This is a genomic window from Neobacillus niacini, assembly GCF_046591715.1.
In the GTDB taxonomy this organism is placed as follows: domain Bacteria; phylum Bacillota; class Bacilli; order Bacillales; family Cytobacillaceae; genus Neobacillus; species Neobacillus niacini_L.
In genome coordinates this window covers 158,897-179,221 of the sequence record NZ_JAWVNQ010000006.1, presented here as the reverse complement: position 1 = coordinate 179,221, position 20,325 = coordinate 158,897, and the positions used below count along the sequence as shown (strand labels likewise).

At 38.8% G+C, this 20,325-nt stretch carries 17 protein-coding genes; 7 read left to right on the top strand and 10 right to left on the bottom strand.

Annotation, left to right across the window (positions count from 1 at the left end):
• Positions 1 to 18 precede the first annotated feature (18 nt).
• On the top strand, positions 19 to 1,482 hold the full coding sequence (locus tag SFC47_RS16785) for a sulfatase family protein (RefSeq protein WP_411255453.1): 1,464 nt from the start codon (positions 19 to 21) through the stop codon (positions 1,480 to 1,482).
• A 60-nt stretch (positions 1,483 to 1,542) separates the two neighbouring features.
• Here SFC47_RS16785 and SFC47_RS16780 read toward each other — a convergent pair whose 3' ends face one another.
• Both SFC47_RS16780 and SFC47_RS16775 read right to left on the bottom strand, forming a co-directional pair.
• Positions 1,543 to 2,805, bottom strand: coding sequence for an anaerobic sulfatase maturase (locus tag SFC47_RS16780; protein WP_411255452.1), 1,263 nt, complete (start codon positions 2,803 to 2,805; stop codon positions 1,543 to 1,545).
• Positions 2,806 to 2,830: 25 nt separating this feature from the next.
• A complete protein-coding gene (locus SFC47_RS16775) occupies positions 2,831 to 4,291 on the bottom strand; it encodes a sulfatase family protein (protein ID WP_411255451.1) in 1,461 nt (486 codons plus the stop codon).
• Positions 4,292 to 4,465: 174 nt separating this feature from the next.
• On the opposite strand from SFC47_RS16775, the gene SFC47_RS16770 reads away from it, so the two are divergent.
• A complete protein-coding gene (locus SFC47_RS16770) occupies positions 4,466 to 5,236 on the top strand; it encodes an endonuclease/exonuclease/phosphatase family protein (protein ID WP_411255450.1) in 771 nt (256 codons plus the stop codon).
• Positions 5,237 to 5,298: 62 nt separating this feature from the next.
• Complete coding sequence (locus SFC47_RS16765) at positions 5,299 to 6,135, top strand: phytanoyl-CoA dioxygenase family protein (protein ID WP_411255449.1); 837 nt, start codon at positions 5,299 to 5,301, stop codon at positions 6,133 to 6,135.
• 116 nt (positions 6,136 to 6,251) lie between these two features.
• Here the strand turns inward: SFC47_RS16765 and SFC47_RS16760 are convergent, their stop codons facing one another.
• Together SFC47_RS16760 and SFC47_RS16755 are read right to left on the bottom strand one after the other, a co-directional pair.
• Positions 6,252 to 7,376 (bottom strand): Gfo/Idh/MocA family protein, encoded by a 1,125-nt coding sequence (locus SFC47_RS16760; protein WP_411255448.1) that lies wholly within the window; start codon positions 7,374 to 7,376, stop codon positions 6,252 to 6,254.
• Positions 7,373 to 8,161, bottom strand: a complete 789-nt coding sequence (locus SFC47_RS16755) for a sugar phosphate isomerase/epimerase family protein (protein WP_411255447.1) — start codon at positions 8,159 to 8,161, stop codon at positions 7,373 to 7,375. Before SFC47_RS16755 ends, SFC47_RS16760 begins: the two co-directional genes overlap by 4 nt.
• Before the next feature lie 141 nt (positions 8,162 to 8,302).
• Here SFC47_RS16755 and SFC47_RS16750 point away from each other — a divergent pair, with 141 nt between their 5' ends.
• The 4 genes from SFC47_RS16750 to SFC47_RS16735 all read left to right on the top strand — a co-directional run bounded on the left by SFC47_RS16750 (position 8,303) and on the right by SFC47_RS16735 (position 12,772).
• Positions 8,303 to 9,061 carry an AraC family transcriptional regulator gene (locus tag SFC47_RS16750; RefSeq protein ID WP_411255446.1) on the top strand — a complete coding sequence of 253 codons (759 nt, stop codon included), beginning with the start codon at positions 8,303 to 8,305 and terminating at the stop codon, positions 9,059 to 9,061.
• 360 nt (positions 9,062 to 9,421) lie between these two features.
• Complete coding sequence (locus tag SFC47_RS16745; protein WP_411255445.1) at positions 9,422 to 10,804, top strand: ABC transporter substrate-binding protein; 1,383 nt, start codon at positions 9,422 to 9,424, stop codon at positions 10,802 to 10,804.
• 83 nt (positions 10,805 to 10,887) lie between these two features.
• Positions 10,888 to 11,892: a Gfo/Idh/MocA family protein gene (locus SFC47_RS16740; RefSeq protein WP_411255444.1), complete on the top strand. Its 1,005-nt coding sequence runs from the start codon at positions 10,888 to 10,890 to the stop codon at positions 11,890 to 11,892.
• A 49-nt stretch (positions 11,893 to 11,941) separates the two neighbouring features.
• On the top strand, positions 11,942 to 12,772 hold the full coding sequence (locus SFC47_RS16735; RefSeq protein ID WP_411255443.1) for a phytanoyl-CoA dioxygenase family protein: 831 nt from the start codon (positions 11,942 to 11,944) through the stop codon (positions 12,770 to 12,772).
• A gap of 139 nt (positions 12,773 to 12,911) precedes the next feature.
• On the opposite strand, the gene SFC47_RS16730 is transcribed toward SFC47_RS16735, so the two are convergent.
• The 6 genes from SFC47_RS16730 to SFC47_RS16705 all read right to left on the bottom strand — a co-directional run bounded on the left by SFC47_RS16730 (position 12,912) and on the right by SFC47_RS16705 (position 20,281).
• Positions 12,912 to 13,670, bottom strand: coding sequence for a phytanoyl-CoA dioxygenase family protein (locus tag SFC47_RS16730; protein WP_411255442.1), 759 nt, complete (start codon positions 13,668 to 13,670; stop codon positions 12,912 to 12,914).
• A 291-nt stretch (positions 13,671 to 13,961) separates the two neighbouring features.
• Positions 13,962 to 15,620: a glycoside hydrolase family 13 protein gene (locus SFC47_RS16725; RefSeq protein ID WP_411255441.1), complete on the bottom strand. Its 1,659-nt coding sequence runs from the start codon at positions 15,618 to 15,620 to the stop codon at positions 13,962 to 13,964.
• Positions 15,617 to 16,666, bottom strand: a complete 1,050-nt coding sequence (locus SFC47_RS16720) for a LacI family DNA-binding transcriptional regulator (RefSeq protein WP_411255440.1) — start codon at positions 16,664 to 16,666, stop codon at positions 15,617 to 15,619. Before SFC47_RS16720 ends, SFC47_RS16725 begins: the two co-directional genes overlap by 4 nt.
• A 73-nt stretch (positions 16,667 to 16,739) precedes the next feature.
• Positions 16,740 to 17,576: a sugar ABC transporter permease gene (locus tag SFC47_RS16715; RefSeq protein WP_411255439.1), complete on the bottom strand. Its 837-nt coding sequence runs from the start codon at positions 17,574 to 17,576 to the stop codon at positions 16,740 to 16,742.
• 1 nt (position 17,577) lies between these two features.
• Complete coding sequence (locus tag SFC47_RS16710; protein ID WP_411255438.1) at positions 17,578 to 18,864, bottom strand: sugar ABC transporter permease; 1,287 nt, start codon at positions 18,862 to 18,864, stop codon at positions 17,578 to 17,580.
• A gap of 151 nt (positions 18,865 to 19,015) precedes the next feature.
• A complete protein-coding gene (locus SFC47_RS16705) occupies positions 19,016 to 20,281 on the bottom strand; it encodes an extracellular solute-binding protein (protein WP_411255437.1) in 1,266 nt (421 codons plus the stop codon).
• Positions 20,282 to 20,325 lie beyond the last annotated feature (44 nt).

Below are 20,325 nucleotides of genomic sequence, written 5' to 3'. Positions count from 1 at the left end.
AGAAAGGAAGAGTATCAAATGAAAATTCTTTATATTGATGTTGACTCATTGAGGCCCGACCATTTAGGAGCATATGGATATCATCGCAACACTTCACCAAATATTGATAGTCTTGCAGAACGCGGAGTTAGATTTACCAATTACTATGCATCTGATGCACCTTGTGCCCCTTCCCGTACTGCCTTGTTTAGTTCTCGATATGGTATACACAATGGTGTCGTGAATCATGGAGGAACTGAAGGAGATATGAGACGCATCGGTCCAAACCGTCCTTTTAACCATCACCATACTCCCTATCAAGCATGGGTGGATAAATTAAGATTTAAAGGACTCCATACAGCTATGATCAGCCCGTTCCCTGGCCGTCATGCAGCATGGCATGTAACAGAAGGTTTTCTTGAAGTCCACGACACAGGAAAACATGCAGGTGAAACTGCTGGGGATGTAGCAACCGAAGCCGTACGCTGGATAAAGGAAAAAGGCAGCGAAAAAGAGAACTGGTTCTTGTATCTAAATTTTTGGGATCCTCATACTCCTTATCGTACACCTGAGGATTATGGTAATCCTTTTAAGGATGATCCCGCACCTCAATGGTTGACAGAAGAAATAATAGCCAAGCATCGGGAAAGCTACGGACCAATGGGTGCCCGTGATTTAGTACAAGTAAAACAGTGGCCTGGCCTTCCTGATGAAATCGCTTCTCGTGCAGATTTCAAAAAATGGATTGACGGATATGATACAGCCATCCGTCATGTTGATGATCATATTGGAAAACTATTACATGCACTGGAAGAACAAGGTATATTGGATGAAACGATTATCATAATTTCTGCCGACCATGGTGAAAACCAAGGTGAACTGAATGTGTATGGAGACCATCAAACCGCAGACCACATCACAAGCCGGATCCCTTGTATTGTTGCAGGACCTGGAATTAAACAAGGGCATGTGGATGATGACTTTCACTATCAAATTGACTTTGGGCCTACGTTCACTGAACTAATTGGCGGTAAGGTAAGCGAAAGATGGGATGGAGTCAGCTTTTTACCTGCATTAACAAATGGAGAATCAAGAGGTCGTGAGTATCTTGTTGTCAGTCAACAGGCATGGGCTTGTCAACGTGCAGTACGTTTTGATAATTGGATGTTAATTCGTACTTATCACGATGGGTTGAAAGAATTCCCTGAATTGATGCTGTTTGATATCGAAAATGATCCTCATGAGACAACGAATTTAGCAGATGAACTGCCTGAGATCGTCGGTAAAGGATTGCGGATGCTTGACCAATGGGTCGCTGAACAAATGAAATCTTCGGAATATCCAACTGATCCAATGTGGAACGTCATTCATGAGGGAGGACCATTCCATACAAGAGGAGATTATGCTCTCGACGGCTATTTGAATAAACTTCGCAAAGAAAACCGGCATGCTGCAGCAGAAAGGTTAGAGCGCCGTTACAGACCTGAGAAGTTTACTAAATAGTTTTACCTCGAAAAAAGTTTAATAGAAAACAAAAAGCATCGGAGTTCCGATGCTTTTTGCTTATTTCTTTCCAATAACATTTTGGAAAGTTTCACAGCATTTTTTGAATTTTTTTCCACTTCCGCAAATACATAGATCATTTCTGTTCGGCAGTTTTAATCCCGTATTTATATACTCCTCTAGCCAGCGTTTTTTGATGTTTTCTGCAACGATTTCCATTCTCTCATGGGCATAAGCATAGATTTGTTTGTAGCTTTGACAGAAATAATCCACATCCACTAGCGTTTCGTTTTCTCCAAAACTCCATGTCCGATTCCGAGGGCAGCCTCCGTGACAAAGATCGATATATTGACAGCTTTGACATTGTTTCGGCAGATTGGGTTTTAGTTTGAGAAAATCTTCGTAAACAGGACTATTTAAAATATCTACTAAGCTATCAGTTCCTACATTGCCAATTTTATATTGATCATTAATGAAGAAATCACAAGGATATGCGTCACCATTCTGCTCAAGAATTAGTGTTTTGGGACATGATTTGCGGTGAACACATAATTCTGCTTCACGGTGCACATATACATTCAACATATTATCGAAAAAGCGGACAGATGTGATTGGATTCCCGTCATTGTACCAGATATCGAATGCTTCACACAGAAACGCTCCATATTCTTCTGGTGTAATTAAGTATTCACCCTTTGCATCAGTCTCTTGGGCACGAAAGTCCATACATGGAATAAATTGCACAAACGTAAATTTCTCCCGCTGATAAAATTCCATTAACTCTTTTGCCTTATTTACATTGTTCTCATGGATAACTGTTAGAATATTAAAATCAACCTCATGTTTACGCAAATAATCAATCCCATGCATTACACGATCAAAGCTCCCAGACCCGGAGCCAGTAATCCGTCTTGCGTCATTGATTTCCTTCGGTCCGTCTAAACTAACTCCCACTAAAAAGTTGTATTTCTTTAAAAATTGAGCAATTTCATCATTCAACAAAGTTCCATTTGTTTGTAAGGAATTGCTGATCATAGTATGAGGAGGGGCATATTTAGCTTGCAGTTCAACAACCTTCTCAAAAAAGTCCAAACCTGCCAATAAAGGCTCCCCGCCCTGCCAGGCAAATTTTGCTGAACCGTTAGATATCGCCATATATTCCTTAATAAATTTTTCAAGTACACCATCATCGATTCTATTGATCTTCCCAGGTTTCCCTCCGCAGCGGCTGTAATAGCAATAATCACAGGCTAAATTACAGGCCTCTGAAACCGTCTTCCACATGACACCAATACTTCCATGATCAGATGTTAAACAAGTCATAGCAAAATCCCTCTCTATGTGCAGATTATTCGAATTCTTTTGGATGACGTTTCTTTAATTCTGGTACAAACTCTTCACGTCCCGTTTGTTTTAACCTTTCAGTATACATCTTCAAGTGGCCATTTGCATGGAATGGACCGCCTTCTTTCATTACTGTCCAAAGTGGATCAACATCATAATCCATTGTTTTCATCATTTCATCGTGCCATTCGTTCAAATAATATACGGCTTCCTTACAAATATCCTTTCGTTCACTCGCAATATTGTTCTGTTCATAAGGATCGTCTTTTAAGTTGAATAACATTTCTTTATCAAATAAATGATAACCATCATGGTATGTGCGAATATACAGCCAATCACCAAAACGAACCCCGCGCTGGCAGACATGTGCACATTGTGAAATCACTAAAAACTCTCGATCGCTCTTTTCCCCGCTTTTAAGAACGGATGCATAGCTAGCTCCATCCCAACTTGGTTTTGCTGGTTTATTAAACATTTCTGCTAATGTAGGAGCTAAATCCAAGCTATAATGCAGGCCGTTATCCACATGACCTTGATTCATTCCGGGCCAGCGAATAATCATCGGTACTCGACATGTTCCATGGTCCGCTGTTCCATGTTCACCATAGATTCCTAATTCCCCCATATTCTCTCCGTGGTCGGCTGTGATGACGATTACTAACTCTTCCATTAATCCTTGATTTTCAAGCTCTTTAAAAATCCTGCCTATATGTTCATCCATATATCTAACACCACAGTCATATCCATCAATCATTTTTTTCATGTCTATCATATTTTTGATTTCTACCGGATATCTTGGATATTGCGGTATTGGATTACTCCAATACATATCTATTTCATGGACACTATGAGGACCAACTAATTTTTTGTGATTCTCTAATACCTCTTCAGTAAGCCACTCTGGTATAGTATCATTTTCAAATGGATTACCAAAATCTGATGGAACGCGATATGGCGTATGCGGATCCCAGTAATTCACATATAAACACCAATTATCCTCTTTCGCATTTCGTTTCACCCAATCAAGAACGGTTGGCGTTACTTCTTCAGCTGATTCCATCCCACGATTCCCTGTATTATAAATTTCATTAAATCCTGCATTAAAATGCCAAGAGGAATGTCTTTCTGCAAAAGGACTAATCAGGACGGTTCTTAATCCCTCAGAACGTAAAAAACCAGGTAAACTTTCATATACTAAGCGGTCTTGAAAAGCACGTTTCGGTCCCTCATGACGTAGATCCGCTGCTGTACCACCGTGACCAACTGCACCATTATGAATCCCAAATTGCCCTGTCATTAAGGCAGTTCGTGAGGGAAGACAAGGTGCATCAGACGTATAATAATTTGTAAAACGAACTCCTTCTGCGGCAATTTTATCAATATTTGGGGAAGTTTCTCGATGGTATCCATAACATCCTAAGTGATCCGGTCTCAATGAATCTAAATCCAATACTAACATTCTCATATTATTAAATCCCCCTTCTATAAATCTCATATCATAGCAATCATTAATCAGAATTGACTAAAAATTTATTGAAACGTTTCGATGTGTTCATTATAATTAGATGCGTAATCGGTTTCAATACTTATTACCAATATTATTTTAATAGATATTATCAAAAAACAAGGATGTGAAAAGATGGAAATTACAATTATGACGTTCAATTTGCGTGTTGATGTCCCCAGTGACCGTGAGAATGCATGGGCGAACCGGTCAGATAAGGCTTGTGATATCATCCAAAAGCATGACCCGTGCATCATCGGTATTCAAGAAGGGCTTTCCTATATGTTATCCGATATTGAAGGCCGTTTAGGTAACTATCAATATCTTGGGCATGGCCGTGAGGCTGGGAACACAGGAGAACATTCAGCGATATTCTATAAAGAAGATGTTTTTAATGTTGTGAATCAAGGACAATTTTGGTTATCTGAACAACCTAAAGTTCCTGGCAGCAAAAGTTGGAACTCTGATTTTCCGCGGGTATGTACCTGGGGGCATTTTCAATTTAAAAAGTATCCTGAAAAAGAATTCTTTGTTTATAATACTCACTTAGATCATATCAGTCAGGAAGCAAGGGAGCAGGGAATTCGAATGATATGGGAATTCATATCCACCCATTCCCCAAATGATAGACCTTTCTTTTTAACAGGAGATTTAAATGCAACACCTGAAAATAGTATTATTAAATTCTTACATAGTAAACAACAGTTGGCTGATGCCTATAGCATATTACGAGGTGACGCCGGATCTACTTTTCATAATTTTTCAGGTGATACAGATGGCCAGCCGATCGATTATATCTTTGCTGCAAAAGAGGTTCAGTTACAGAATACCATTGTAGATAGGAGTAAAATGAATGGCAGCTTTCCGTCAGATCACTATCCAGTTATACTCAAGGCCACTATTTAATCATATGAATTTTGTAAAATCTCCACGTTCGAGGAACTTATATGGTATTGGAGGGAATTGGGATGTGTAAGTCAAAGGATATACTTCCAACTATGAAAGATAGTTATGAATTGATGTCAGGTCAAATCGAAGAATATCAAAACAACGGTCATATTTGTTTGAGAGGTCTAGCATCCTCAGAAGAAGTCAACATTTATGGACAAGCGATTCGAGAGGTTGTAAAAGAACTAAACTATCAAAAAGCTCCACTTCACGAACGGACCACATATGGAAAAGCATTCATTCAGATAGGAAATGTTTGGGAGAAAAGTGAAGTTGTTCAACGCTTTGTCATGGCTCGAAGATTTGCAAAAGTTGCTGCTGAATTGATGGGTGTTGATGGAGTGCGAATTTATCATGATCAAGCATTGTTTAAAGAACCAAATGGGGGGCACACACCATGGCATCAGGATCAAATTTATTGGCCGTTTGATTCAGACAAAACGATAACCATGTGGATGCCAATCGTCCCTATTTCAGAAGAGATGGGATCTATGACTTTCGCTTCAGGTTCTCACAAATCGGGGTATGTCAGTAAATTAGAGATATCCGATGAGTCTCACCGGACATTAGAACAATATATTGAAGGGAAAGGTTTCGAAAAAGTGACATATGGTGCCATGGATGCTGGCGACGCAACATTTCACGCAGGCTGGACCATGCACAATGCTCCAGGAAATCCAACAGACCGTATGCGAGAGGTCATGACAATCATTTATTATGCAGATGATTCCATAGCTGCCCATCCCGACAGCAATGCTCGTAAAAACGACTTAGCCCAATGGCTGCCAGGTGTTAAACCAGGTGAATTAGCTGCAAGTCATTTGAATCCACAGGTATATAACAGAAGACTTTCCTAACATTCTAGTCCTATAAATCATAATTGGAATCAGGGCTGTCCCTTTTTAAGTGACAGCCCTGATTCTAATATAAAAATACTTTTTCTTTTTCTGATTATCTATGAGAATACTTATATTTAAACGTTTATTGCATGTGTTTCTGACATTGAGACGACTTCATCGGCAGTTACTTCTCTACCCAAGCGATCAGATAGATAAATTCCTTCGCTAATTAATATCGTTTGAAGGGCTATTTCAGCAGTTGGCAATAATTCTACTCTGCCTTGAAGTGCAGCAATCCAATGATGCTGGGAAGAATCAAAAGCATCTGCATTTTCACCTAGCTGATGCCAGCGGTAATCAGCGGCACCTAAATCAAATGTACTGTTCATATCCATGTCACATACAGATGTATGATAGCTGAAAGGTACCTTCACTCCATTAGAATGACTTGGAAATCTAATGCCCCCTTGGTTACCAACAATACTGCTTCCTTCAAATTCGTTTAGATGAATGGCCCATGATTCAATAATATCCAGGGTTAGTCCTGCCTCGAACCTGACGAAACCTACACCAAGCTCTTCTACATCAAAACCGCTTATTTGTCTGCGTTTTTCATCCATATCCAGCTCTTGATATGTCTTTCCTGTGATTGTTTTGACTTCTGGCATGTTCATTAAGTAGAGCAGCTGAGAAATACGATACACTCCCATATCAAAGAGCGCACCTCCGGAAGCAATTTTCTTTTGGTTAAAGTCTTTAGTTCCATATCCATCAACAAAGGGACGCCCCCGCCTCCTATATCCAGTGGAGCGAGCGTGATATAATTCCCCTAATTTCCCCTCATCAATTAAGAGTTTGGCTGCTTTGGTTTCTAAAGAGTACAGAAAGCTAAGCTGTACATGTAAATGCTTTCCGCATTCTACCGCCATATCTGCCATTCTCTTACCATCTTTATAAGAACCAGCAATTGGCTTTTCACAATATACATGTTTGCCCGCTTTTAAGGCTTCAATTGTAATCTCAGCGTGAAGATTATTATGAAGACATACATCGATTGCATCAAGATCATCACGATTTAACATTTCACGAAAATTCGTGTACGTATAAGGGATATTGTATTTTTCAGCAACTAGTTTTAGCTCGCTTTCATTTAAGTCGCAAGCTGCAACTACCTCTGCCCCTTCTAATTTCGCATAATTATCCAAGTGGACTTTACCAATGATTCCTACACCAATGATTCCAATTCTAATTTTTCTCATAGAACTACAGACCCCATCTCACTGCGAGCTTTCATAGTATTCCAAGTGTTTCTAGCAGTTGCTAGCTGCCATTCTACTTGACTATACTCATTTTTACTAGAATGATGTTCAATTCCCAGATGTCCTTTATAACCAACATCTTTTAGGATTTGAAGTTTCTCTTCACAAGATGGTATAACCCATGCTGCCAGATGGGTATGGAACGCATATTTTGCACAAAGTTTATCTCCATTTTCTTTATCAACGTCCCAGTTATCAAAGTGCAAAAGAATACCAAAGGATGGGTGATCTACCGCCTCATAAACTTTCCTTATATTCTCCGGCACTCTAGATGCACCCCAATGGTTTTCAGGTCCAACCATAAATCCACAATTATAGGCAATGTCCGCATATTCTCTATAGCGCTTGACTGTATACTCAAACTGCTCTTCTGTCATGTCTAAATCTCTGCCGCCCATATCAATTCGAACAGTTTTAGCACCTAGTATTTCAGCTGCTCTTAAATTTTTAAGCCCATTTTCATACCACTTTTTCCTTGCTTCTGGATTGGGATCCCATACTTCTGCACAATCCACACACAGATTTGCTAGATACAAGTCTTTTTCATCCATTGCTTCTTTCACTTTCCTCAGATAATCATCATCAAAACTTTCCAGCATCATATTCCAAATGTCTGCATTGTTAAGATGATAGCGATACTTAACAGTTTCAAGATATCCAAATAAGTCCATCTTACCTTCATTAAACAATCCATGAAAAGAATACGAAGCAATTGAATATTTCATTTTCCAGCCTCCATTTTTTAATGATTAGTAAACTATTTTTTTCCTGTTTTTATTATATTTGTTGAACCAGAATGATAAAATTAACAAAAACAAGCTATTTGAATATTTCATCAATTATTTTTTTAAAGGAGTGGCGAACCTTTGATCGATATTAAAGGGATATATCATGATGTTGATCCGAAATGGAATATTGGAAAAAGCCGGGGCTGTGACACAATTGTTTTTGTTACAGAGGGAAAACTCCATTACTGGATTGGTGATCATAAGTTTGAGGTACAAAAGGGTGAAGTACTACATATTCCATTTTATTTAGATCGTGCATGGAAAAGCCATCCAGATAACTCACATCAAAAGTATACTGCGGTATTCTCACATACTTCGAATGAAAACGATCTCCCATTTTTAACTCCAAATAAAATCACTCGAATGAAACTACGGAATGCTGCTTATTATGAACAACGTTTTGCCTTCTTGTTTATTCAATGGTTAGGAAAAAGACCTTATTATGAGCAAATGTCACGGTATATTTTATTTGAACTTTTGACTCTAATCGCACAAGAGCTTGCCGAGAGGAAGTCATCTCCTGCAAAGGAACAAATTGCAAGGAAAATTCAAGGTTACATTCTTCAAAACTTCACCAAGAATCTTACAATTGAAGAACTTGCTGAATTAGCGGGATACTCGCCTAATTATGTTACTGTTGTGTTTAAAGAGGTAATTGGCAGCACACCTATTCAATATTTGCATCAAACACGAATTAACACTGCAGTAAATTTGCTTGAAAATACTGATATGACAATAGGGGAAATGGCAGAATATCTTGGGTATTGTGATCAAGCTTACTTTAATCGCACCTTCAAAAAGTGGATGGGGGCTGCTCCGACGAAAATAAGATTATGACATTAAGGGAAACAAGAGCGTCTTACTACAAAGTTTCAGTTCTGGTGTAAATATGAAATTACCTGAAAAAAGACTAACAAAAAATATATCTAACAAAAAGGCATCCGAATATGGCCATTCGGATGCCTTTTGTCAAAATATCTATGAAATGAATAAACTTTAGCTATGTAAGGGTCTGTTGCCTTGGAGCATATGATTAGGATTGGTATATTTCCCTCTTTTTAAATCTTTTCCAAATGAATTTATATGTTTAGAAAATTTAAAATTCTTATTGAAAACGTTTTCTCATGGATTTATAATTAGTTCGAAACGTTTCGATTAGTATAAAATATTCTATTTTTTTAAAGGGGAGAAGTATTTATGAAAAAACTTTTATCAATTTTTGCAGTGTTTACCCTTCTTTTCTCTCTAGCAGCTTGTAACAGTGCTAAAGAAACTAGCGGTGAAAAGTCTAAAGAGAAAGATAGTAAACAAGAAGAAGTGACCCTTTCTTATGCAAACTGGAATTTGGGTACTGAAGAGGAGCAAAATTTAGAAAGGCTAATGATTAAAGCGTTTGAAGAGCAATACCCACATATCAAAATTGAGATTAATGAAACAGTTACAACCAAGGATTGGAATGGGACATTAGCTACTGCAGCAAGCAGCGGCACAATGCCGGATTTATTTGCATTACCGCAAATTCCACTAGCGTTAGCTAACGATTGGTTATTAGATATTACTGAACTGGCATCAAAGGATAAGGATTTTGCAAATATTTCACAAGTAGTTCGAGATTCTGCTGCTTATAATGGTAAAACGTTCGCAGTTCCTTTTGGCCAGCTGTTTCTCGGTTATTTTGTAAACAAGGATCTTTTTAACGAAGCAAATTTAGATTATCCCGAATTTGGAACATCTGTTGAAGATTTTGTTTCTGGAGTTAAAGAAGTGACAAATCTAAGCAAAGGGATTGTAGGTATTAACAATCCAGCAGGAATCGTTGATTGGTATCCTGCCGCAGTGAATTCAGACATGGGATGGTACACATTAAAAGACGGGCAATATGCTTTAGACAGTAAAGAATATATTAATGGAGTAAATTTAGCAAAAGAATTAAGTACAAATGGTTATGCTTACGATACTTTAACAGATGAGCAAAAAGCGAATATTAAGGGTAAGGATGGAAATGAAGTGTTCCTTCAAGGTGGACTTGCGGTTAAGTCGGATGGAACATGGACAGTTCCAGACCTTATTGAAAAGGCAACATTTGATTGGGACTTTATCGGTTTTCCTGGAGGAGTAACAGCTTTAGCAATTGACTATGCAGGGATCTCTAAAACAACTAAACATCCTGAAGAAGCATTTTTATTTGCTAAATGGATGTCATATGGGAAAGCAGGCTCAATGAAACGTATGGAAATTGCTGAAAAAGAAGGAAAAACATTAAGCACACTACCAATTAACACGGACCAAGAAATTCTCGATGAATATTTTTCAAGCCTAGATGTACCTGGAATTCGCACCGCATATGAAAATTTAGATAAGGCAATTATTGAACCTGTAAAAATGGTACCTGGATATATTGATGCAAGATGGCAGGCACTTACTGGTGTTAAAGCCGGTGATAAGGCAAACGCCAATACAGGAGAATTAGTGAATAGCTTTATTAAAGGCGAACTTAAAGTTGAAGACTACGCAAAACAGCTTGATCAATTGGCAGACCAAAAAAGTGCTGAGGCACAAGAGGCATTAAAAAATAAGTAATTCAAACATTAGTTCTTGAAGAAGGAAACAAGAGTTTGAGTTAAGTAGACAAAATAATCCATGGAAGAGGAGAATAACCGTATATGATTCGTGTTGCTATTCTAAGCTTCTGGCACGTACATGCCCATGATTATGCCAATGAAGTACTAAATCACCCAGATACGGAGATTGCTGCTGTGTGGGACGAGATCCCGTTACGCGGCAGAGAGGCGGCAAATAAGCTAGGGGTTCCATTTATAGAAGATTTGGATGAACTGTTGGAGAATCCCAACATTGATGCAGTCACTGTGACAACACCAACCAATATGCATCATGAAATCATCACTAGGGCTGCTAAAGCGGGTAAGCACATATTTACCGAGAAAGTTTTAGCTCCTACATTAAAGGAAGTAAATCAAATCGTTACTGCCGTTCAGGAAACTGGAGTTAAATTAACTGTTTCTTTACCAAGACTCAATGACAGTTATACGCTGGCAATTCAAAATGTGATAGCTGAGGGTTTGCTAGGTGAACTAACACTTGTGCGTGTTCGTTTAGCGCATAATGGTGCAACTTCCGGCTGGCTGCCTGATCACTTCTACCATTTAGATCAATGCGGTGGAGGAGCGCTTATCGATCTAGGCTGTCATCCGGTATATCTCAATCGATTATTCCTCGGCATGCCGGAAAGTGTAAACGCTAACTACGGCTACATTACTGGTAAAGAAGTAGAGGACAATGCCGTATCTGTTTTCCGCTATTCGAATGGATCGATCGGGATCGCTGAGACTAGCTTTGTCAACAGTAACTCCCCTTTTACTGTGGAAGTTCATGGGACGGAGGGCACTTTAATCTATGGTACGCCCGAAGAAAAATTGCTTCTGCGGAGTACCAAAAAGAATTTGTCCGATTGGGAAGAAATCTCACTGCCACAACCAAGAGAATCTGCATTCTGTCAATGGGTAGGCCACATTCAGAATGGGACGGAGGCGAAGGAGAATATCGAATTGGCTATCGATTTGACGAAGCTGATGGAGGCCTCCAACCTGTCCGCGAATGAAAATCGTTCCATCTATATTAAAGAATTAATAACCGCTTCAATTAGGTAGATATGGAAATTAACATGAAAGCAAATTAATGTTAGGATAGGTGAAAAAAATGAGAGTTAGCCCGGAAGAATTAATTAATAATAGATTATCTCCTGAAACGGTTAAATTAGCCGTTGATTTGATTAATGTGAATGGTTACGTACTATTTGAAGAAGTGCTGCCTCGGTCACAAGTAGAAAGCTTGAATAAAAAGTTTAGTGAAATATTAGAGAATTATATGGAGAGGAATCAGTTGGATCCTAATATTGGATTTCATGATGACACAAACCATGTAGGGCTACATTTGCCATTCGTAAAACCATTCATTGATGAAGCAATTATTGCACATCCTTTCGTAACAAATATAGTGGAACAAATTTTAGGAGTCGACTGTTTGCTAACCTATTTTGCTTCTAATACTTCCGTACCAGGAGGAAAAGAACCTCAGGAAGTGCATTCTGACACGGGGGCGCGGTTCGGCGACAGATATGAGGCGAATATACCGATTACAGAGTTGGTTGTTAATTTCCCGCTCGTTGATGTGACGGAAGAGAACGGACCCATGGAAGTATGGCCGGGCGGGACGCATTTGCACCCTGACCGGTGGTACGGGCCGAATGGGCATGATAAATCCAAGTTAGCCGAACATATGCATTCCTTCAAAGCCTATATGCCTGCGGGTTCCATCATGATCAGGGACCTCCGGATGTGGCACCGGGGCACGCCGAACTCTTCCGGACAATCTAGAACGAATTTGGCGCTGATCTATACGGCCGCAGCCGTTGCGCGTCATGAAGGGAGCATTCAAATACCTCAAGAAACGTATGACCAGCTATCCGATAAAGCGAAACGCTTGCTTCGAAATGAAAAAATTGGCTTCCCTGTAAGAGAAATCGAGTAAGAATAGAAAAAACCGAGCGCTCAATTTATGTAGAGAGTGCTCGGTTTTTTCTTTAAATTAGTTTAGGCATGGGCATGTAAAAGTTTGAACAACTTCAATCCAAATCTGCGTCAAAAAGATAGGGCCCAAAATAATGTACTTATAATAAAGAAATTTTATTCTTCAAATCTTCTCTCTCGATTGTGGAATCATGGCGAATATAGTGACACACATAAGATCTGCGCCATCTGTCATCCGTACGATTTTTGTTAGAGGAATGTATCAGTAAGTTATGAAAGAAAACGATATCTCCGCTTTTCATTACAACGGGTATTTGTTTCGACAAATCTGCGCCTATAGTTTCATCTGTCCATGCTTCATGCTCACTGACATCCTTTACTCTTCCATGAGGCAGTAATCCATCCTTGTGGCTTCCGGGAATAACCCATAAACAACCATTCTCTTCATCAACATCTTCCATCGCAATCCATGCAGCTGTTAACGTATTTGGCTTGTTATCAATATAATAATAATCTTGGTGGGCCGCTTGTCCCGGGGAGCCTGGAGATTTATAGAAGTACATACTTTGAATACCTGCCGCTTCATCACCTAATAGCTGCCGTAATGTATCACGAATTATTGGCAATTTCATCATTTGTAATGAAAAACCATCGTGTAAATGTGGGTTAAATAAACGCACCGAGAAACGATCTTTGTCACTAATTTCATGCCCTTTTCGCGGATGTGCCCAATCTGGAAGTTTTTCAGCTGAACGAATGGTGTAAATATGAGAATTAAATGCTTCTATCAAATCATTGCTGCAGCCATTCCTAACAACTAAATAGCCTTCTTCCTCATATTGTTTTACTTGTTCTGGACTTAATGGCAATGTACGTTTAATAGTTACAGATTCAAACATAATAATACTTCACCCTCTTTTCAAAAATTCACTTTTTCACTAATATCACAATAGAATAAACATTGCTAATTTGATTTCAGCTTACAATATGAGAATTGCAATGAACATAGATTAAATAATTGGAATATCTCTTATTTAGCTATTTTTATATTTTCAAAAAAATGGATGGTGTTGCCCCGAGCAAAATAAAGGTAGTGATGTGTAAAAATATCATAGAAGGAAAAGATTCATTTACAAAACAAAAAAGCAGAAACAGGGAGTTCCCCATTTCTGCTTATTCCGAATTTGCTATTAAATGCGATAGACTCTAGCCTCATATGGCCGTAATGCAAACGCTGCTTCTTGCTCTTTCACATCATAGTTACTTAAGAGCATATTGTGATGTTTTACGTTAATATCTTTAACCTTAGCAGGATTGACTGAAAGGTTAGCGATGACAAGTACCTTTTCCTGATTTAATGTCCTCGTATAGGCATAAATCTGAGAATCTTCTTCTAACAGCAAATCATACGTACCATACGTAAACACTTCATGCTTCTTTTTTAATTGAATCATATTTTTGTAAAAATTCAGGATCGAATTCTCATCTGTTTTCTGCATTTCAACATTGATATTTTTATAATTTGGGTTAACTTTAATCCAAGGGCTGCCCGTTGTGAACCCAGCATTTAGATCAGTTGACCACTGCATAGGAGTACGGGAATTATCCCTTCCGGAAGCCCAAATCACTTCCATAATTTGTTCATGGGATACGCCTTCAGCTCTCTCCAAACGGTACATATTTTTTGCGGAAACATCATTATAATCATCAATCGAGTCAAATTGCACATTTGTCATGCCAATTTCTTGGCCTTGATAAATAAAAGGTGTTCCCTGCATCAAGAAATATATAGCAGCAAACGCGGTTGCACTTTCGCGCCAGTATTCCTTGTCATTTCCCCAAGTGGAAACAACACGTGCTTTGTCATGATTCTCAATGAACAATGCATTCCAGCCTTTACCTTCAAGCCCCTTCTGCCAGCGGCTTAAAACATCCTTCAGTTCAATTATATTAAGCTCTTTTTTCACTTCAGCATCCCAGAGATTAAGGTGCTCAAATTGAAAAACCATATTGAACTTTCCGTGCTTTTCTCCAACCCACTGATCAACATCCTCTGCATCGTCAACGGTTACTCCATTCGCCTCGCCTACAGTCATGATGTCATACTTAGAAAAAGTCTCTTGCTTTAACTCTTCTAAAAACGTATGAATACCCTCAACATTCATCATTTTATCAAAGCAGGAAACATACTTTAATCCTTTAGGATTTGGCATGTCCTCTAGTCCATCTTCTTTTTTGATATGGCTGATCGCATCAACACGGAATCCGTCAATTCCTTTATCAAGCCACCAATTTACCATGCTATAGAGAGATTGTCTAACCTCTTTGTTTTCCCAATTAAGGTCAGGCTGCTTTTTCGAAAAAATATGCAAAAAGTATTGGCCGGTTTCTTTATCATACTCCCAGGCAGAACCGCCAAAAATACTCTCCCAATTATTCGGCTCTTTCCCATCTTTACCGTCTCTCCAAATATACCAGTCTCGCTTTGGATTTTCCTTTCCAGAACGAGATTCGATAAACCATTGGTGCTCATCACTTGTATGATTGATTACCAAATCTAGAATCAGTTTCATGCCGCGTTGGTGCGTTTCATGTAACAACTGGTCAAAATCAGCCATAGTTCCAAATTCACTCATAATCTCTTGATAATCACTTATGTCATATCCATTATCATCATTTGGAGATTGATACATTGGACAAATCCAAATAACATCGACTCCAAGATCTTGTAAATAGTCTAACTTTGATATAATTCCCTGAATATCACCTATTCCGTCCCCATTAGAATCCATAAAACTGCGGGGATAAATTTGATAGGCAACTGCTTCTTTCCACCATACTTTTTTCATGTAAAATCCTTTCCAATCCAAACTGGATTTGGCTTACTGCATGATAATCGTTCAATGATTTGATGAGAAATGATTAACCGTTTAGTAGGCTCATTGTTATTTTCCACCATTACAATTAAGTTCTTCGATGCCTGATAGCCAAGTTCAAAGATATTGATATCTACTGAAGTTAATGGCGGCCTGGCCATTTCAGCCAGCAGCACATTATTAAAGCTAACAATAGATAAGTCATCCGGTACTTTGATTCCGAGTTCATCCAGTTTATTAAGCACACCCAAAGCCATAAAATCATCTGCTACAACCAGGGCTGTAGGCGGGTGCTCGAGAGCCATTAATTCATGAACAGCCCCTTGACCGCCTTCTCTTAAAAACTCTTGATGGATGATATAATCGCTGGTAACAGTCAGACCAGCATCTTTCAACGCTTGTTGATAGCCCGATATTCGATCAACTGTTACCATAAGCTCTGCACTTCCGCCGATAAAAGCTATTTTCTCGTGCCCATAGCCGATTAAATACTCTGTTGCTTCTTTTGCGGCACGGACATTATCATTATCAACATGGGTAATTTCCTCAATATCTTTATAAGGCTTTCCAATTAAAACAAAAGGAAAATTCTGTTCCTTTAAATAAGATATAACCTGGTCATCGATATTAGAATAAAGAAGGATCACTCCATCTACTCTTTTTCCCTGTACCATCTGTATCACAGCATCAAAAACTTCTTTATCTGACTTTCCTGTAGACATATGCAAGGCGTAATTTTTCTCTTGCGCTCCTTCGCTGATTCCCTGCAATACCGTAGGGAAGAAGGGATTTTGAAATCCAACATCCTTCGAACTCGGCATAACAAGACCTAACACGTGAGTGGACTGGCTTGCCAGATTCCGTGCATTATAATTCGGATGGTAGCCTAGCTGCTCCATCGCTTTCTTTACTTTGCGCTTGGTTTCTTCACTTATTCTTGGACTGTCAGCGATGACTCGTGAAACCGTTGACGGAGCAACGTTTGCAAGTGCCGCAACATCCTTTATAGTAACTGCCATTTCCTTTACCCCTCTCAAAGGGTGTTTTTGAATCTATTATAAAGTTGAGGAGTATTATTTACTACCTCGAACATTACCCTTTTGTTCCTCCTGCGGTTAATCCAGACACGAAGAAGCGCTGGAATGATAAGAATAGTATCGCTATTGGAACAGCAATTAATACGGCACCTGCAGCAAATGTGGTAAATTCTGCACCAAACTGCTTAGCTACAAGCTCATAAAGACCCACTGCAAGGGTGTAATTTTTTTCTGTTCTAAGCAAAATACTTGCGATAATGAAATCTGCAAATGGCGCAATGAAGGAAAAAAGTGCAACGACCGCAAGAATCGGGGTCGCAAGCGGCATGACAATTTGAAAAAAGATTCGTAAATGTCCCGCTCCATCAATTTTCGCTGATTCATCAAGTTCCTTTGGAATGGTATCTAAATACCCCTTCATTAACCATGTGTTCATCGGGATCTGTCCGCCGACATACACAAGGATTAAACCTAGATGCGTATCAATTAATTTCGTTAGTGTCGCTAAGATGTAAATAGCAATCAAAGCAGCAAAGTTTGGAATCATTTGCAGGATTAAAAATGTCATCAGCCCATTTTTACGACCCACAAATCGATAACGCGAGAATGAATAAGCTGTAAAACTTACTAGAATAACTGTTAACAGCATCGTTAGGATACTAACTTTTAATGAATTCATATACCAAAACACATAATTACTCTTATCGGTATCAAATAACTCTTTGTAGTGGGCTAATGTTGCATTTTTAGGAATGATACTAGACCCTGATAAGCTTTGACCCGGGTTAAAAGATGAACCGATAATCCATGCAAGCGGGTAAAGAATAACCACAAACATGATTAGGACAACTAAATACGTTAATGTGAGTCTTACAAGATTTTGTTTTTTCATATTACATCATATCCTCTTCTTGGAATGATTTTGTTCTTCTAAACTGCCAAATGGCAACGGTTATAACAATAATCGATAATAGCATCGTTAACGTTGCAGCCTTCGAGTATTGTGCTGAAGTCATTGTCAGGCGGTAAATCCAAGAAATTAAGATATCTGTTCCGCCGGCGTTCTGGCCGGTTATTGCTGGTCCGCCGCCATTAAATAAGTAAATGATATTAAAGTTATTAAAATTGAATGTGTACTGTGTTATTAACACAGGTGCGATTGCGTATAATACAAGCGGCAGTGTAATGTTTTTGAACTTTTGAAAATTAGATGCACCGTCAACAGTAGCGGCTTCGTAAAGATCCTGTGAAATAGACTGCAAGACACCTGTTGTCATTGCGAAAATGAACGGGAAGCCGAGCCAGGTTTGGATGAAGATCAATGCAATTCTTGTGAAAATAGGCTCTGTCATCCACGGAAGGCCTTCAATACCCAAAAATCCGAGAATATCTCTGTTTATCGCACCAAAGGATTCGTTGAACATTCCTGCGAATACAAGAATAGACACAAATGCTGGTACTGCCCATGGAAGAATAAATACAGTCCGGATGATTGCTTTTCCTTTAATGTCCTTTTGATTAACAATAATTGCTAGGAAAATTCCCAATGCGACTTGGAAGGTAGTGGCAACGAATGTCCAAACCAAGGTCCAAGATAATACGGAGAAGAAGGTTTGACGCCACATATCAACCTTAAAGATATCAACGAAGTTTTTAAAAAATACCCAATCCACAAGCTTAGCAGGCGGCGAGTGATAAAGGTCGTAATTGGTGAATGCCAATAATAAAACGAATAAAATCGGAAAAACAACAACGAAAACGAGCAATAGAAATCCAGGAGACATGATTAAGTAAGGGAAGCCATTATCGATAAGATTTCGATATTGTTCCTTTACGGTACTAATAGGTTCATGAGTATCACGTTTTGTCCCTACCTTAAAGGCATCCCTCAGGTTAAACAAATAAAACCCAATCCCAAATACTAAAACAATAAGGGCAAGAATTCCATAGACTAATAAGAAAATAGAATGGTCTGTAAATGGTATTTCTCCCAATGTAACTAATCCCCATAATCCTATGTTTAATAAATCCTTAAAAACAAAGAAAAATGCAGCCGTCATGATCAGGAAAAAAGCTCCCTTTAAGTACTGCTTGTTATATAGCTGACCTAACCCAGGGATTATGGACAGAATCAACGCCTTTTTGCGGTGACTGGTTGAATAGGACAATTCTTTTGACATCCTAAACTCCCCTTTCTAATGTCTTTTATAAGCTTCAATGCTTGATCAAGGAAAAGATTTGTTTTTCCTTCATAAAGCAGCAAAACTAATTATAATTATTCGGCAGTACCCCTTTTAAAAGAGAGGTACTGCCGCTAAAACTAGTAAACTATTATTTTGTAGAAGCAATATTTGCTTTAATTTGTTCAACTGCAGAATCAAGAGCTGCTTTTGGTTCTGTTTTACCCGTTACAACAGTTTGAAGTGATTTCGCCATTGGATCCCAAACTTGACCCATTTCTGGAATGTTTGGCATTGGAAGAGCATATTGTGATTGTTCCGCAACAGCCTTTGCTCCTTCATTTTCCTTGATTGCAGGATCGTCCACTAATGCTGTATTTGTTGGAACCTCAGCTGTTTGCTCGAATCGGTATTTTGCATTTTCATCATTGGTAATAAATTCTAAGAATTTCTGAGCCCATTCTTGATTTTTAGAATAAGCAGATACATGCCATCCCTTAACACCCATGAATGTTTTCACATGGTCGCCGTTTGGAAGAGTCGGAAGTGCTGCAACGCCGATATTAATACCAGCATCTTTGTATGGCTGGAATGACCATGGTCCGTTCATAACTGCAGCTACTTTACCTTCTGTGAAAAGTCCATCCATTGCTGATCCGCCATTTTCACCGATGATGCCATTAGGGAATAGCCCTTCTGTGTACCACTTTTGGATGTAAGCCGTTCCATCAACTGCACCTTTACTATTTAAGCCGATGTCTTCTGGATCTAGAGTTCCATTGTTGTTATTGAAAACATATCCGCCCATACCGCCGATGATGCCATAAGCGAAATAGAAGTTATCCCAAAGCGCTAAGAAACCAAACTTTCCATCTTTCGTGAAATCCTTAGAGAAAGTGTAAAGCTCGTCCATTGTCTTTGGAGCTTCTGCCATTAAATCTTTGTTGTAAACCAATACTGGTGTTTCAGATGACTTTGGAAGTCCGTAAACTTTACCATCATACGTTTGTGCATCAATTGAAGACTTCGAGAATTTATCCGTAACTTCTTTATCAAGTTTAAGTTCAGCAAGAAGTCCTTCAGTTACTACTTGGCCAATTTGATCGTGAGGTAATGTTACGATATCCGGGCCAGTTCCTGCAGGTCCGTCAAGACGAAGCTGATCGCGCATTTTTGTCGCCATTTCAACTTCTTTATACTCAATTTTAATTCCATATTCTTTTTCGAAATCTGCTGCTACCTTTTCAAGCCAGCCAGATTTATCTTTATCTTCCCAAACTACTAACTTTTCTGGTTTTGCTGTTTCTTCTTTTTTCCCAGTGTCGTTTGTGCCAGCTGTTTCTCTTTTAGGTCCGCAAGCTGATAGAACGCCTAACACTAAAATAACCATCATGAAAATCGAAAGTGCTTTTTTCATCTTGTCTCCTCCTGTAATTTGAATAGGAATGATTTCACATTGCA

What these genes read in the sequence shown, in the direction of transcription:
- SFC47_RS16730 (WP_411255442.1), bottom strand. Translation starts at nt 13,670, where the DNA reads ATGTTTGAATCTGTAACTATTAAACGTACATTGCCATTAAGTCCAGAA.
- SFC47_RS16735 (WP_411255443.1), top strand. Translation starts at nt 11,942, where the DNA reads ATGAGAGTTAGCCCGGAAGAATTAATTAATAATAGATTATCTCCTGAA.
- SFC47_RS16705 (WP_411255437.1), bottom strand. Translation starts at nt 20,281, where the DNA reads ATGAAAAAAGCACTTTCGATTTTCATGATGGTTATTTTAGTGTTAGGC.
- SFC47_RS16745 (WP_411255445.1), top strand. Translation starts at nt 9,422, where the DNA reads ATGAAAAAACTTTTATCAATTTTTGCAGTGTTTACCCTTCTTTTCTCT.
- SFC47_RS16760 (WP_411255448.1), bottom strand. Translation starts at nt 7,376, where the DNA reads ATGAGAAAAATTAGAATTGGAATCATTGGTGTAGGAATCATTGGTAAA.
- SFC47_RS16710 (WP_411255438.1), bottom strand. Translation starts at nt 18,864, where the DNA reads ATGTCAAAAGAATTGTCCTATTCAACCAGTCACCGCAAAAAGGCGTTG.
- SFC47_RS16765 (WP_411255449.1), top strand. Translation starts at nt 5,299, where the DNA reads ATGTGTAAGTCAAAGGATATACTTCCAACTATGAAAGATAGTTATGAA.
- SFC47_RS16780 (WP_411255452.1), bottom strand. Translation starts at nt 2,805, where the DNA reads ATGACTTGTTTAACATCTGATCATGGAAGTATTGGTGTCATGTGGAAG.
- SFC47_RS16740 (WP_411255444.1), top strand. Translation starts at nt 10,888, where the DNA reads ATGATTCGTGTTGCTATTCTAAGCTTCTGGCACGTACATGCCCATGAT.
- SFC47_RS16720 (WP_411255440.1), bottom strand. Translation starts at nt 16,666, where the DNA reads ATGGCAGTTACTATAAAGGATGTTGCGGCACTTGCAAACGTTGCTCCG.
- SFC47_RS16770 (WP_411255450.1), top strand. Translation starts at nt 4,466, where the DNA reads ATGGAAATTACAATTATGACGTTCAATTTGCGTGTTGATGTCCCCAGT.
- SFC47_RS16715 (WP_411255439.1), bottom strand. Translation starts at nt 17,576, where the DNA reads ATGAAAAAACAAAATCTTGTAAGACTCACATTAACGTATTTAGTTGTC.
- SFC47_RS16725 (WP_411255441.1), bottom strand. Translation starts at nt 15,620, where the DNA reads ATGAAAAAAGTATGGTGGAAAGAAGCAGTTGCCTATCAAATTTATCCC.
- SFC47_RS16775 (WP_411255451.1), bottom strand. Translation starts at nt 4,291, where the DNA reads ATGAGAATGTTAGTATTGGATTTAGATTCATTGAGACCGGATCACTTA.
- SFC47_RS16755 (WP_411255447.1), bottom strand. Translation starts at nt 8,161, where the DNA reads ATGAAATATTCAATTGCTTCGTATTCTTTTCATGGATTGTTTAATGAA.
- SFC47_RS16785 (WP_411255453.1), top strand. Translation starts at nt 19, where the DNA reads ATGAAAATTCTTTATATTGATGTTGACTCATTGAGGCCCGACCATTTA.